The 14134-nt window shown below is 60.8% G+C and carries 10 protein-coding genes and 1 pseudogene; 8 read left to right on the top strand and 3 right to left on the bottom strand.

Annotation, left to right across the window (positions count from 1 at the left end):
• Positions 1-3 precede the first annotated feature (3 nt).
• From PSH78_RS12020 to PSH78_RS12010, 3 genes are read right to left on the bottom strand one after another with little or no spacing between them, the layout of a single operon-like run.
• Entirely contained in the window at positions 4-591 is a 588-nt protein-coding gene (locus PSH78_RS12020) for a chemotaxis protein CheB (protein ID WP_305500729.1), read from the bottom strand.
• Positions 588-1403, bottom strand: coding sequence for a protein-glutamate O-methyltransferase CheR (locus tag PSH78_RS12015; RefSeq protein WP_305500728.1), 816 nt, complete (start codon positions 1401-1403; stop codon positions 588-590). Before PSH78_RS12015 ends, PSH78_RS12020 begins: the two co-directional genes overlap by 4 nt.
• Positions 1403-4879 (bottom strand): response regulator, encoded by a 3477-nt coding sequence (locus PSH78_RS12010; RefSeq protein WP_305500726.1) that lies wholly within the window; start codon positions 4877-4879, stop codon positions 1403-1405. Before PSH78_RS12010 ends, PSH78_RS12015 begins: the two co-directional genes overlap by 1 nt.
• Positions 4880-5134: 255 nt before the next feature.
• Between PSH78_RS12010 and PSH78_RS12005 the strand changes: the two genes are divergently transcribed.
• The 8 genes and pseudogenes from PSH78_RS12005 (at position 5135) to PSH78_RS11970 (ending at position 14050) form a co-directional block, all read left to right on the top strand.
• Complete coding sequence (locus PSH78_RS12005) at positions 5135-5506, top strand: response regulator (protein ID WP_305500724.1); 372 nt, start codon at positions 5135-5137, stop codon at positions 5504-5506.
• Positions 5507-5581: 75 nt separating this feature from the next.
• Positions 5582-6874, top strand: a complete 1293-nt coding sequence (locus tag PSH78_RS12000; protein WP_305500723.1) for a glycosyltransferase — start codon at positions 5582-5584, stop codon at positions 6872-6874.
• Between the two features lie 79 nt (positions 6875-6953).
• The gene (locus tag PSH78_RS11995) at positions 6954-7859 is read left to right on the top strand and encodes an AraC family transcriptional regulator (protein ID WP_305500721.1); all 906 of its coding nucleotides are present in this window, start codon (positions 6954-6956) and stop codon (positions 7857-7859) included.
• Between the two features lie 318 nt (positions 7860-8177).
• Positions 8178-9489 (top strand): annotated as a pseudogene (locus PSH78_RS11990) (sugar ABC transporter substrate-binding protein).
• Between the two features lie 144 nt (positions 9490-9633).
• Complete coding sequence (locus tag PSH78_RS11985) at positions 9634-10569, top strand: carbohydrate ABC transporter permease (RefSeq protein WP_053184628.1); 936 nt, start codon at positions 9634-9636, stop codon at positions 10567-10569.
• A gap of 10 nt (positions 10570-10579) precedes the next feature.
• Positions 10580-11410 carry a carbohydrate ABC transporter permease gene (locus tag PSH78_RS11980; protein WP_014338173.1) on the top strand — a complete coding sequence of 277 codons (831 nt, stop codon included), beginning with the start codon at positions 10580-10582 and terminating at the stop codon, positions 11408-11410.
• A 39-nt stretch (positions 11411-11449) separates the two neighbouring features.
• Positions 11450-12553, top strand: a complete 1104-nt coding sequence (locus PSH78_RS11975) for an ABC transporter ATP-binding protein (RefSeq protein ID WP_305500719.1) — start codon at positions 11450-11452, stop codon at positions 12551-12553.
• A gap of 15 nt (positions 12554-12568) precedes the next feature.
• Positions 12569-14050 carry a mannitol dehydrogenase family protein gene (locus tag PSH78_RS11970; protein WP_305500716.1) on the top strand — a complete coding sequence of 494 codons (1482 nt, stop codon included), beginning with the start codon at positions 12569-12571 and terminating at the stop codon, positions 14048-14050.
• Positions 14051-14134: the final 84 nt, after the last annotated feature.

Here is a 14134-nt window from a genome sequence, read left to right as displayed (position 1 = left end):
GGTTCATTCCAGCCCGGCCAGCAATTGGCCGATGCCCTGTAAAGTTAGGATATGGTCGGGCTCGTGCAACGCAAGCGCCGCTTCGGGCATGGTGGAAACCTGTGCCTCCTTCGGGTCCTGGACGACGGTGATGCCGCCCAGCTCTTTCACCCTGGCCAACCCCTTGGCGCCGTCACTGTTGGCACCGGTCAAGACCACTGCCAGCAGACCAGGACCATAGACATCGGCGGCCGACTCGAACAACACGTCGATCGATGGCCGCGAATGGTGCACCGGCGCTTCAAGGCTCAGTGACAGGCTGCGATCAGCCTCGATCGACAGATGATATCCGGGTGTTGCGACATACAAGGTGCCCGGGCGTATGTCTTGCTTGTCCCGGGCTTCTTCGACGGGTATCGCCAGGCGATGACGAAACACCTGGGCCAACTGGCTGTTGCGTTCGTCGGGCAAATGCAGCACCACGAGGACAGGCAGGGTGAAGCCCTTGCGCAGAGGCGTGAAGATGTTGAGCAGCGCTTCGACGCCTCCGGCGGAAGCGCCGACCACGATAGCCTCGATCAGGGGCCTGGATCTGTCCGTCATTGGGCTCATAACTTGCGATAGATCCGTTCCTGTTTGACCAGCGGCTCGAATTGCTTGCCGAAAGCCGAAAAGTCCAGTGTTTCCTTACTGCCCAGCACCAGGAAACCACGATGGCAAAGGGACTCATGAAACAGTCCGAATGCGCGATCTTGCAGCTTTTTATTAAAATAAATCAATACGTTACGACATGAAATCAATTGAGTTTCAGAAAATACACTGTCCGTCGCCAGGCTGTGATCGGCAAAGGTCACGTTCTGACGCAGGGTTTTGTCGAACATGGCGTAATCGTAGGCGGCCGTGTAGTAGTCGGCAAACGAACGCCGGCCTCCGGCGAGCTGGTAATTCTGGGTGTAGGCCCGGACATTTTCCAGGGAAAAAATGCCTTGCTTGGCTTTCTCCAGTGACCGCGGGTTGATGTCCGTGGCGTAGATCAGCGTACGGTCCAACAGCCCTTCTTCGTGCAGCAGGATCGCCATGGAGTAGACCTCTTCACCGGTGCTGCAGCCGGCGATCCAGATCTTGATCGACGGATAGGTCTTGAGCAGCGGCACCACTTCCTCGCGAATGGCCAGGAAGTGCGCAGGGTCGCGAAACATCTCGCTGACCGGAATCGCCAGCAGTTGGAGCAATTGCATGAACGCGCCCGGGTCGTGCAGCACGCGCTCTTGCAAGGCCGAGATGGTCTTGCATTCGAACTGATTCAACGCATGCAGGACCCGACGCTTGATGGAGGCGCCGGAATAGTCACGAAAGTCGTAGCTGTACTTCAGATAGATCGCTTCGATCAACAAACGAAGTTCGATGTCAGTGTTTCGTTCCACTAGATTCTTTCCATATTCGGCAACCACACGCGAATCAGTGAGAACAGCCGATCCAGGTCGATCGGCTTGGCCAGGTAATCGTTGGAGCCCGCCGCCAGGCAACGCTCCTGGTCATCCTTCATGGCCTTGGCGGTCACGGCGATGATCGGCAACTTGCGCCAGCGGGGGTCCTTGCGGATCAGCGCGGTGGCTTCAAAGCCGTCCATTTCGGGCATCATCACGTCCATCAGCACCAGATCGATATCCTCGACTTCGTTCAGGCGTTCGATCGCTTCGTAACCGTTACGGCCGATGACCACGACGGCGCCTTTCGCCTCCAGGGCGCTGGTCAGGGCGAAAATGTTGCGCACATCGTCGTCCACCAGCAGCACCTTGCGGCCTTCGAAAACCTTGTCGCGGCTGCGGGCGGTCTGCAGCATCCGCTGTCGTTCATGGGACAACCGCGATTCGACTTTGTGCAGAAAGAGTGTGACTTCGTCCAGCAGGCGTTCCGGCGAGCGCGCGCCCTTGATGATGATCGAGCGCGAATATTTGCGCAGTTCGGCTTCTTCATCACGGGTCAGGTTGCGCCCGGTGTAGACGATCACCGGCGGAAACGAGCAGATCTCTTCGCTGGACATGCGCTTGAGCAAATCATTGCCGAGCATATCCGGCAGCTTGAGATCGATGATCATGCAGTCATAGACATGCGTGCGCAGCAGGTCCAGGGCCTGCTGCGCCAGGCCGACGGCGGTGATCTCGATGTCATCGTCGCCGATCAGCCGGGTAATGCTGTCGCGCTGCAAGTCATCGTCTTCCACCAGCAGCACGCGCTTGACCTTCTGGGTCAACTTGGCTTCCAGGCGTGCGAAAACATCCTTGAGCTCTTCTCGGGTCGTCGGTTTGACGGCATAACCGATGGCGCCCATGTGCATCGCCGCTTCGACGCGGTCCTCGACGGAAATGACGTGCACCGGGATGTGCCGGGTCTGGGCCTGCTCCTTGAGCCGCTGCAACACGGTCAGCCCGGAATGGTCCGGCAGGCGCATGTCCAGCAGGATCGCGTCCGGGCTCAGTTGCAAGGCCAGGTCAAAGCCTTCGTCAGCGCCATGGGCAACCAGGCATTGGTAGCCGAGTTCATGGGCCAGATCGAACAGGATCCGGGCGAACTTCGGTTCGTCTTCGATAACCAGAATGCAACGGGTATCGAAAGGCGCCTTGTCCCGGTCATCGGCGAACTGCGGGACAGGAGTTTCCACCTCGGCGATCAGTGCCGGAGCCGGCACACGGGCCGGGGCCGGGGCAGTGGTCGTCGGGGTGAACGCCATCGGTTCGACAGGCGCCTCCCCTGGCTCGACATAACGCTCAGGCATTACCAGCGTGAACACACTGCCCTGCCCCGGCTCGCTGGAGACCGAGATCGAGCCGCCGAGCAACGTCGCCAGGTCGCGGGAAATCGACAGTCCCAGGCCGGTGCCGCCGTAACGCCGATTGGTGGTGCCGTCGGCCTGGCGGAACGCCTCGAAAATACTCTGCTGCTGGTCGGCGGCGATGCCGATCCCCGAATCGCGCACCATGAACGCGATACCCGAGCCAGGCTGGCCGGTGACGGTCAGGCAGACGGAACCCTGCTCGGTGAACTTCACCGCATTGGACAAAAGGTTCTTGAGCACCTGCTCCAGGCGCTGGCGATCGGTATACAGCATCGACGGCGCGCCAGGCTGCAACTGCACCTCGAAACTCAGGCCCTTGTCGGCCGCCAACGGCTTGAACATGTCCCGCAGCCCTTCGACCAGGCGAGGCACGCTGGTGTTTTCCGGGCGCACCTCGAGTTTTCCGGCCTCGACCTTGGAAATGTCCAGGATGTCGTTGATCAGGTTCAGCAAGTCATTGCCGGCGGAGTAGATCGATTCGGCAAACTTGACCTGTTCGTCGCTGAGGTTCTTCTGCGGGTTCTCCGCCAGCAGCTTGGACAGGATCAACGAGCTGTTCAGCGGCGTGCGCAGCTCATGGGACATATTGGCGAGGAACTCGGACTTGTACTTGCTCGAACGCTGCAGCTCTTCGGCGCGCTCCTGCAACTGGATCTGGGCCAGGTTCAACTCGCTGTTCTTCTGGTCCATGGCGTCGCGCTGCTCGGCCAACTGCTCGTTGGTCTGCTCCAGCTCCTGTTGCTGGGCTTCCAGGTGGGCCTGGGATTCCTTGAGGATGCGCGACTGTTCTTCGAGCTCTTCGTTGGCCGTCTTGAGTTCTTCCTGCTGCACCTGCAGCTCTTCGTTGAGTTGCTGGGTTTCGGCCAGTACTTCTTGCAGACGCTGACGGTACCGGGCCGCCTCGATGGAGGTACCGATGTTGCCGGCGACCAGTTCCAGCAACTCGGTGTCCCGCCCGGTCAGGGGACGCAGGAAGCCCAGCTCGATGACACCATTGATGCGGTCGTCGTCACGGGTCGGCACCACCATCACGCAGTTGGGCAGCCCTTGGCCGAGCCCTGAGCTGACCTTGAGATAATCGCGTGGCACGTCATCCAGATGGATGAGTCGTCCTTGGCGTACGGCCTGTCCGACGATGCCCTCGCCGTCCATGACCACCTGGTGTTGTTCGTCGTCTTCCCGGGACATGCCATAGGTGGCGATGCGCTTGAGCACGCCGTTTTCTTCCCGCGCATACAGCGCGGCAACGACGCTGCCCAGGTACTGGGCGCAGAACTGCAGGATGTTGCGCCCCAACAGATTCAGCGTCAGTTGGCCGAGCACCTGCTCGGCCAGTTGAGTCTGGCCGTTGCGCAACCACGCCTGCTTTTCCAGATGCAGGGCGCTTTCTTGCTGGACTTTCAGGCTCGCGCTGTAGTTGCTCGACAGGGCCAGCAGATCGCGCCGCCCCACGTAAGCCAGCAACCCGCTGATGGCTGCGACGAAGAGCAAATACAGGGCAATGCTCCAGAGCGTGGTGGTACGCACCTGCTCGTTGCGCTCGGCGCGCAACTGCTGCTCGGTTGCGACGATGTCTTCGAAGGTCGTGCGGATCTCGTCCGTCAGCCGTTTGCCACGCCCCTTCTTCACCGCACCGCGGTAATCACCGCTGCTGCGCTGCAGGTCGATCATGCTCTGGGCATAGTTGGCCCATTCCGTCTGCAGTGCCTGGACCTTACGCAGGCGATCGGTCTGGACGGGATTGTCGGCTGTCAGTTCCAACAATGTATCCAGCGCCACGGCGATGCGCGGCTTGGCCACCTCGTAAGGGTCGAGGAAATGCTCATCGCCGCTCAGCAGGTAACCGCGCATGCCGGTTTCCAGATCGACGCTCAGCTTCAGCGCTTCATTGGCATTGTTGATGACCCTGTCGGTGTGCCCGACCCACTGGATCACCGACAGCAGATAAGTGATCAACACGATGAAAAACACCGCGCTGAGTGCGCCCATGCCCAGTGGCAGGCTGATATTGCGGCTCAGGAGTTTACGAAAACTTTGTTCGTCGACCGAAGACGAAGGAGTCATGGAAAAGGCCTTGGTGGACAGTTGAAGACGATGGAGTTTGCCCAAAAATACGGGTTGGATCCACACATCTGACAAGGCAATGCCACAATTTCCTGACGGTACGACCGGGTCATAAGGATGCGACTATCCTTGTCAGCTCTTGTACTATAGATCCTTTCTTGTACAACCTCGGGAACTTGTGCCGCTTCGCGACTTCTCATGCATACGGCTACTTTTGCCGCGCCCCTACCGATTCCATCTTCCGAGAAGTCTATTATGTCCGTCCCCGCCTCTGACACCCCCTCCACCATCCTGGTAGTCGAAGACGACAACATCGTGCGCATGTTGATCGTCGACGTGCTGGAGGAACTGGAATACAAGGTTTTGGAGGCTGACGGCTGTGAGCAGGCGCTTGAGTTTCTGCGCAATGAAGCTCAGCCCATCGCCCTGATGATGACGGACGTCGGCCTGCCGGTCATGGACGGCCGCGAACTGGCGAAACAGGCCCAACTGGCCAGGCCAGGGCTGCCGATCCTGTTCGCCAGCGGTTACGCCGAAAGCATCGATGTGCCCGAAGGCATGAACGTGATCGGCAAACCCTTCTCCATCGACCAACTACGCGACAAGGTCAAAAAGATTCTTTCTTGAGCCCAGGCGCATTCTTGGTCACTATCGGCGCCCCGCGCGCCGACCGCGCCTGACCCGCCTCAAGGAATGTCCGTCATGTCTCATCCCACCGCCACCAAGGTCCTGGTGATCGGCTATGTCTGGCCCGAGCCACGCTCATCGGCGGCCGGTGGGCATGTCATGCAGTTGTTGGAGGCTTTTCTCGGGCAAGGCTGGGACATCACCTTCAGCAGCCCGGCCAGGCCCGGGGAAAACCGCGCCGACCTGATCGCCCTGGGCATCCGCGAGGTACCGATCGAGCTCAATAGCAGCAGTTTCGACGCGTTCATCAGCGAACTCGCGCCCGATGTCGTCCTGTTCGACCAGTACATGATGGAAGAACAGTTTGGCTGGCGAGTCGAGAAGCACTGCCCCGACGCCCTGCGCGTGCTGGAAACCTCCGATCTGCAAAGCCTGCGTCACGCGCGGCACCAGCGCTTGAAGGATCGCTTGAAAGCTGATGAAGCCGGCGAGGATTTCAGCGACCTGTTCGCCCCCGCCCTGCGCGAAGAATTCGAGCTCATGGCCGACACCGACCTGGCCAAACGGGAAATTGCCGCCCTGTATCGATGCGATCTGAACCTGATGGTGTCCGAGGTCGAGATCGAGCTGTTGGTGGAGCACTTCAAGGTGCCCCGTGAACTGTTGCTCTGGTGCCCCTTGATGCTCGACCTGCCTGAGCAAGCCTTCGTACCTTTCGAAGAACGGGCGAACTTCCTCAGCATCGGCAATTTCCGCCATGCACCGAACTGGGACGCCGTACTCTGGATGAAAAATGCCGTGTGGCCGCTGATTCGCCAGCGACTGCCCGGTGCACAGCTGCATCTGTATGGCGCCTACACCCCGCCCAAGGCCGCAGCGCTGCATAACCCGGCCCAAGGCTTCCACATCATGAACTGGGCGGAGGACGCCTTGCAGGTCATGTCCGCGGCGCGCATCTGCCTGGCCCCCCTGCGTTTCGGCGCAGGCATCAAGGGCAAACTGATCGAAGCCATGCTCTGCGGCACGCCCAGCGTCACCACGCCCATCGGTGCCGAAGCCATGCACGCCGGCATGCCTTGGCCCGGTGTCATCGCGCAGAGCGCCGAGGACATTGCCAGCGCCGCCGTGCAGTTGTATAGCGATCAGGCACGCTGGGCCGATGCCCAGGATGCCGGGCTGGCTTTGCTGGCGGCGCGCTTTCGCCGGCAGGTGCACGGCCCGGCGCTGATCGACAGCATCAACGCCTGTCGTGCCGATCTGTCGCGCCGACGCCGGGACAACTTCACCGGCAGCATGCTGCGCCATCATCAGCACAAGAGCACCCAGTACATGTCCCAGTGGATCGAAGAGAAGAACCGCAACAGCTGACCGGCCTTCTCCCGGGGCTGGAACCTGCGCGGCGAAGGGGGCATTATCCAGCGGCGATAACAATAAAAGCGCCAGGCCCATGACCCGAACAGCCAGAGTCACCGACCCTTCCTACGAGTTGATGGACGACCACAACGGGCTGTCCATCATCTATCGCCAGCACGGCTTTCCCTGCCCGCTGGTGCGCTGGCATTTCCACAAGGAATACGAGCTGCACCTGATCGTCGCCAGTTCGGGCAAAGTCTTCATCGGCGACTACATCGGCAATTTTTCTCCGCAGTCGCTGTTCCTTACCGGCCCCAACCTGCCCCACAACTGGATCAGCCAGGTGGCGGAGGACGAAGTGGTGCCCAAGCGCGACATGCTGGTGAACTTCACCGATGAGCTGTTTGAAAGCGGCAACCAGGTGTTCGCCGAGCTCAAGACCCTCGCTCCGCTGCTGGAGCGTGCCCAGCACGGCATCGAATTTCGCTGCAAGCGCACCATCCGCCAGGCCATGACGTTGATGCAACGCATCGCCGACGCCCAGGGCATGAGCCGACTGGGCTATTTTTTCATTCTCATGGAGCTGCTGGCGGCCTGCGACGACTTCCAACTGCTTTCGGGCGCCACCACGCCCCACGCGGCGGACGAGCACAGCATCGACCGCACCAACCGCGCGGTGGATTACATCTTTGCCCACTACGCCAGGGAGTTGCCCCTGGAAGAAGTCGCCGAGCACCTGGGCATGAAACCCACCTATTTCAGCCGGGTTTTCAAGCAAGCCACGGGGCGTTGCTTCATCGAGTTCGTCAACCGACTGCGCATCAGCAAATCCTGCGAGTTGCTGGCCGATGGCGACAAACCGGTGACCGACGTGTGCTTCGAGTCGGGCTTCAACAATATTTCCAACTTCAACCGGCGCTTCCAGCAACTCAAGGGCATGACGCCATCTCATTATCGGCGGCTGGCGGTCCAGCGGCTGACCGAGCAGAACCAGGCCTGACCCACCCTCAGCCTTCCCCTTGTGGCGAGGGGATTTATCCCCGCTGGGCTGCGAAGCGGCCCCAAAATGTATTGGCCACTGCCGGGTGTCAGGCAGGACGCAGGGGGCCGCTTCGCGCCCCAACGGGGATAAATCCCCTCGCCACAAATGATTACCATCAAACCCACAGTGCAAAAAAGTATCAGTAAAAGTGCGACGAATGATTTGTCATGCAATCCATTGAGGGCTGTAATCAGCGCACATTCTTCCTCTCATCCGGAAGACACAAAAACAATAACTGTCCTTCTGCAGCCCGTGGGCGCGGAAAAGGAGTGCGCGATGAAACCTTCGGTAAAAGCTCTGCTTGTCTCCACCTGCATGACCCTCAGCAGCGTCAGTTTCGGCGCGCAAACCCTGACCATTGCCACCGTCAACAACAGCGACATGATCCGCATGCAAAAGCTCTCGAAGACCTTCGAGGCCGAGCACCCGGACATCACGCTGAACTGGGTGGTCCTCGAAGAAAAACGTCCTGCGTCAACGCCTGACCACCGACATCGCCACCCAGGGTGGACAGTTCGATGTGTTGACCATTGGCATGTACGAAGCCGCACTGTGGGGCGCCAAGGGCTGGCTGGAGCCCATGAAAGACCTGCCGGCTTCCTATGACCTGGACGACGTCTTCCCTTCCGTGCGTGATGGCCTGTCGGTCAAAGGCTCGTTGTACGCCCTGCCGTTCTATGCCGAAAGCTCGATCACCTATTACCGCACGGACCTGTTCAAGAACGCCGGGCTGAGCATGCCTGAGCATCCGACCTGGACCCAGATCGGTGAATTCGCGCAAAAGCTCACCGACAAGTCCAAGGAACAGTATGGTCTGTGCCTGCGGGGCAAGGCCGGTTGGGGCGAGAACATGGCGCTCATCACGACCCTGGCCAACGGTTTTGGCGCGCGCTGGTTCGATGAGAAGTGGCAGCCGGAATTCAATGGGCCTGAGTGGAAGGATGCCCTGAACTTCTATGTCGACAACATGAAGAAATCCGGCCCGCCGGGCGCTTCCAGCAACGGCTTCAACGAGAACCTGGCCCTGTTCAACAGCGGCAAGTGCGCGATTTGGGTCGATGCCAGCGTCGCCGGTTCGTTCGTGACCGACAAGACCCAGAGCAAGGTGGCCGATCACGTCGGGTTCACCTTCGCCCCCCACGAGAAAACCGACAAGGGCACTTCGTGGATGTACTCCTGGTCGCTGGCCATCCCGACCAGCTCCAAAGCCAAGGACGCGGCCAAGGTCTTCACCACTTGGGCAACGTCCAAGGAATACGGCCAACTGGTCGCCAAGACCGACGGCATTGCCAACGTACCGCCAGGCACCCGCGCCTCGACCTACAGCGACGAGTACATGAAGGCCGCGCCGTTTGCCAAGGTGACACTGGAGTCGTTGAAAGTCGCCGACCCGAAAGCACCGACGCTCAAGCCCGTGCCTTACATTGGCATCCAACTGGTGACCATTCCTGAATTCCAGGCCATCGGCACCCAGGTCGGCAAGTTCTTCTCCGGCGCGCTGACCGGCCAGCAGAGCGTGGACCAGGCATTGACCGCCGCGCAGTCCACCACCGAGCGCGAGATGAAACGCGCCGGGTATCCAAAGTAATCCACTTTCGCCTTTATGTGGGAGCGAGCTTGCTCGCGATGAGGTCGGCACATTCAACACTTTTGTTGCCTGACACTCCGCCATCGCGAGCAAGCTCGCTCCCACAGTGGATTTTCGTAGGCCTGCCTAAATCGGTTCAATGCCATGAATAGCTCAACGACAACCGCCAAAGCCCCCATCGAGATTGCTCCGCCGCCAGCCCGCAAGATCCGCCTGGCCAACCCCGGCTGGTTCCTGGTCAGCCCTTCGGTCGCCTTGTTGCTGCTGTGGATGATCGTGCCGCTGGGCATGACCGTCTATTTCTCGATGATCCGCTACAACCTGCTCTACCCCGGTGAAAACGAATTCGTCGGGCTGGAGAACTTCACTTACTTCCTGACCGATTCGGGCTTCATGCCCGGCGCCACCAATACCCTGCTGCTGGTGGGCAGCGTGCTGCTGATCAGTATCGTGCTCGGCGTGTTGATCAGCGCGTTGCTGGAGGCCAGCGAGTTTTTCGGTCGCGGCATCGTGCGGGTGTTGCTGATCTCGCCATTCTTCATCATGCCCACCGTCGGCGCGCTGATCTGGAAGAACCTGATCTTCCATCCGGTCTCCGGCATCCTCGCCTCGGTGTGGAAACTCTTCGGTGCCCAGCCGGTGGACTGGCTGGCGCATTACCCGTTGCTGTCGATCATCATCATCGTGTCGTGGCAATGGCTGCCCTTCGCGATCCTGATCCTGATGACCGCCATGCAGTCCCTCGACCAGGAACAGAAAGAAGCCGCGCGCCTGGACGGTGCCGGGCCGATCGCGATTTTCTGGCACCTGACCCTGCCACACCTGGCGCGTCCGATTGCCGTGGTGCTGATGATCGAGACGATTTTCCTGCTGTCGGTATTCGCCGAGATCTTCACCACCACCAACGGTGGCCCCGGCTACGCCTCCACCAACCTCGCCTACCTGATCTACAACCAGGCGCTGGTGCAGTTCGACGTCGGCATGGCGTCAGCCGGTGGTCTGATCGCCGTGGTGATCGCCAACATCGCCGCCATCATCCTGGTCCGGATGATCGGCAAAAACCTCACCGACAAGCATTGAGGCCGTCGCCATGACTCTTCAACAATCCCGTCGCCTGCAAAGCCTGCTGCTGGGCACGCTGGCCTGGGCCATCGCGATCCTGATCTTCTTTCCGATCTTCTGGATGGTGCTGACCAGCTTCAAGACCGAAATCGATGCCTTCGCCACGCCGCCGCAGTTCATCTTCGCGCCGACGCTGGAGAACTACCTGCACATCAACGAGCGCAGCAACTACTTCAGCTTCGCCTGGAACTCGGTGGTGATTTCCTTCAGCGCCACCGCCCTGTGCCTGCTGATCGCGGTGCCGGCGGCCTACTCCATGGCGTTCTACGAAACCCAGCGCACCAAAGGCACGCTGCTGTGGATGCTCTCCACCAAAATGCTGCCGCCGGTGGGCGTGCTGATGCCGATCTACCTGCTGGCCAAGCAGTTCGGCCTGTTGGACACGCGCCTCGCGCTGATCATCATCTACACCCTGATCAACCTGCCCATCGTGGTCTGGATGATTTACACCTACTTCAAGGACATCCCCCGCGACATCCTCGAAGCCGCGCGCCTGGACGGTGCCACCCTGTGGCAGGAAATGGTCCGCGTGCTGCTGCCGATCGCCAAGGGCGGCCTGGCGTCCACGGTGCTGCTGTCGCTGATCCTGTGCTGGAACGAGGCGTTCTGGTCGCTGAACCTCACCTCATCCAAAGCCGCGCCGCTGACGGCGCTGATCGCCTCGTATTCCAGCCCCGAAGGTCTGTTCTGGGCGAAGTTGTCCGCCGTCTCGACCCTGGCCTGCGCGCCGATCCTGATTTTCGGCTGGATCAGCCAGAAACAGCTGGTGCGCGGTTTGTCCTTCGGCGCGGTGAAGTAACGCGCCCTACCCAGTTATCAGAAGTGGAGGCCCATCATCATGGCCAACCTGAAAATCAAGAATCTGCAAAAAGGCTTCGAAGGCTTTTCCATCATCAAGGGCATCGACCTTGAAGTGAACGACCGCGAATTTGTGGTCTTCGTCGGCCCCTCGGGTTGTGGCAAGTCGACCCTGCTGCGGCTGATCGCCGGCCTGGAAGAAGTCAGCGACGGCACCATCGAGCTGGACGGCCGGGACATCACCGAAGTCAGCCCGGCCAAGCGCGACCTGGCGATGGTGTTCCAGACCTATGCCCTGTACCCGCACATGAGCGTGCGCAAGAACATGTCCTTCGCCCTCGACCTCGCCGGCGTGCCCAAGGCCGAGGTGGAAAAGAAAGTCAACGAAGCGGCGCGCATCCTCGAACTGGGACCGATGCTGGAGCGCAAGCCCAAGCAGCTGTCCGGCGGCCAGCGCCAGCGTGTGGCGATCGGCCGGGCCATCGTGCGCAACCCGAAAATCTTCCTGTTCGACGAGCCCTTGTCGAACCTCGACGCCGCTCTGCGCGTGCAGATGCGCCTGGAACTGGCGCGCCTGCATAAAGAGTTGCAGGCGACCATGATCTACGTGACCCACGACCAGGTCGAAGCGATGACCCTGGCCGACAAGGTGGTGGTGCTCAACGGCGGGCGCATCGAGCAGGTCGGCTCGCCGCTGGAGCTGTATCACCAGCCGGCCAACCTGTTCGTCGCCGGGTTCCTCGGCACGCCGAAGATGGGTTTTCTCAAGGGCAAGGTCACCGGCCTCGACGGCCTGGGTTGTGAAGTGCTGCTGGACGCCGGCACCCGCATCAGCCTGCCGCGCAGCGGCGCCAACCTGAGCGTCGGCGGCGCGGTAACCCTGGGGATTCGTCCGGAACACCTGAACCTGGCGCAACCGGGCGATTGCACGCTGCGGGTCACCGCCGATGTCAGCGAACGCCTGGGCAGCGACACCTTCTGCCATGTCGTCACCGCCTCCGGCGAAGCCCTGACCATGCGCGTGCGTGGTGACCTGGCGAGCCGTTTCGGCGAGCAACTGGAGCTGCACCTGGACGCCGAACACTGCCACTTATTCGATGCCGAAGGCGTAGCGGTTTCCCGCGCGCTGCGCGCTGCCGCCTGATTGCCGAGATTTGCGATGAAACTCAACCGACAGAACCTGCACAACCTCAACGCCGAGGTCGCCCTGCCCGCATACAACCTGGGCGACCGCCGCTTGGGCATCGCCCACATCGGGGTCGGCGGTTTCCACCGTGCGCACCAGGCGTATTACACCGATGCGTTGATGAACACCGGCGAAGGCCTCGACTGGGCTATCTGCGGCGTCGGCCTGCGCGCCGAAGATCGCCGGGCCCGGGATGATCTGGCTGGCCAGGACTACCTGTTCACCCTGTATGAACTGGGCGACACCGATGACACCGAAGTCCGGGTCATCGGCGCGATCGCCGACATGCTGTTGGCCGAGGATGGCGCCCAGGTCTTGATCGACAAACTGGCCGACCCGCAGATCCGCATCGTCTCGCTGACGATCACCGAGGGTGGTTATTGCATCGACGACAGCAACGGCGAATTCATGGCCCATCTGCCGCAGATCCAGCACGACCTGGCCCATCCGGACGAACCGCGGACCGTGTTCGGCTTCCTCTGCGCAGCGCTGGCCAAACGCCGGGCTAAGGGGACGCCGGCGTTCACCCTGATGTCCTGCGACAACCTGCCCCACAACGGCGCCGTCACGCGCAAGGCGCTGCTGGCGTTTGCCGCGTTGCGAGACCCCGAACTGAGACAATGGATCGAGCAGAACGTGAGCTTTCCCAACGCCATGGTCGATCGCATCACCCCGATGACCAGCAGCGCCCACCGCTTGCAGCTGCACGACGAGCATGGCATCGACGACGCTTGGCCAGTGGTGTGCGAACCCTTTGTGCAATGGGTGCTGGAGGACAAGTTCGTCAATGGTCGCCCGGCCTGGGAGAAGGTCGGCGTGCAGTTCACCGATGACGTTTCGCCCTATGAAGAGATGAAGATAAAGTTGCTCAACGGCAGCCATCTCGCGTTGACGTACCTGGGTTTCCTCAAGGGGTATCGTTTCGTCCACGAAACCATGAACGACCCGTTGTTCGTGCGTTACATCCGCGCCTACATGGACCTGGACGTGACGCCACAACTGGCCCCAGTGCCGGGCATCGACCTGACGGAATACAAGGACACCCTGGTGGAGCGCTTCTCCAACCAGGCCATCGCCGACCAGTTGGAACGGGTGTGTTCGGATGGCTCGTCGAAATTTCCCAAATTCACCGTGCCGACCATCAACCGCCTGATCGCCGACGGCGGCCAGACCCGCCGCGCGGCGCTGGTGGTGGCGGCCTGGGCTGTTTACCTCAAAGGGGTAGATGAAAATGGCACGACCTACTCGATCCCCGACCCACGCGCGGCGTTCTGCCAGGCGCTGGTGGCCGACGACGCGCTGGTGACCCAGAGAATGCTTGCAGTGGAAGAAATTTTTGGCACGGCCATCCCCCGTTCGCCCGAGTTCGTGGCAGCATTCGAATGGTGCTGCAACAGCTTGCGCGAGCAAGGGGTGAGCAAGACGCTTGAGCGGGTACTGGCTGATCAAGGCTAGATACAACCCGCTCTTGTGGTGAGGGGGTTTATCCCCGCTGGGTCGCGAAGCGGCCCCCGATAGACTGCCTGAAACACCGCAACA

It is taken from the genome of Pseudomonas sp. FP198 (assembly GCF_030687895.1).
Classification (GTDB): domain Bacteria; phylum Pseudomonadota; class Gammaproteobacteria; order Pseudomonadales; family Pseudomonadaceae; genus Aquipseudomonas.
Note: the sequence above shows the minus strand (reverse complement) of the source record. Positions and strands in the feature narration are given on the sequence as shown.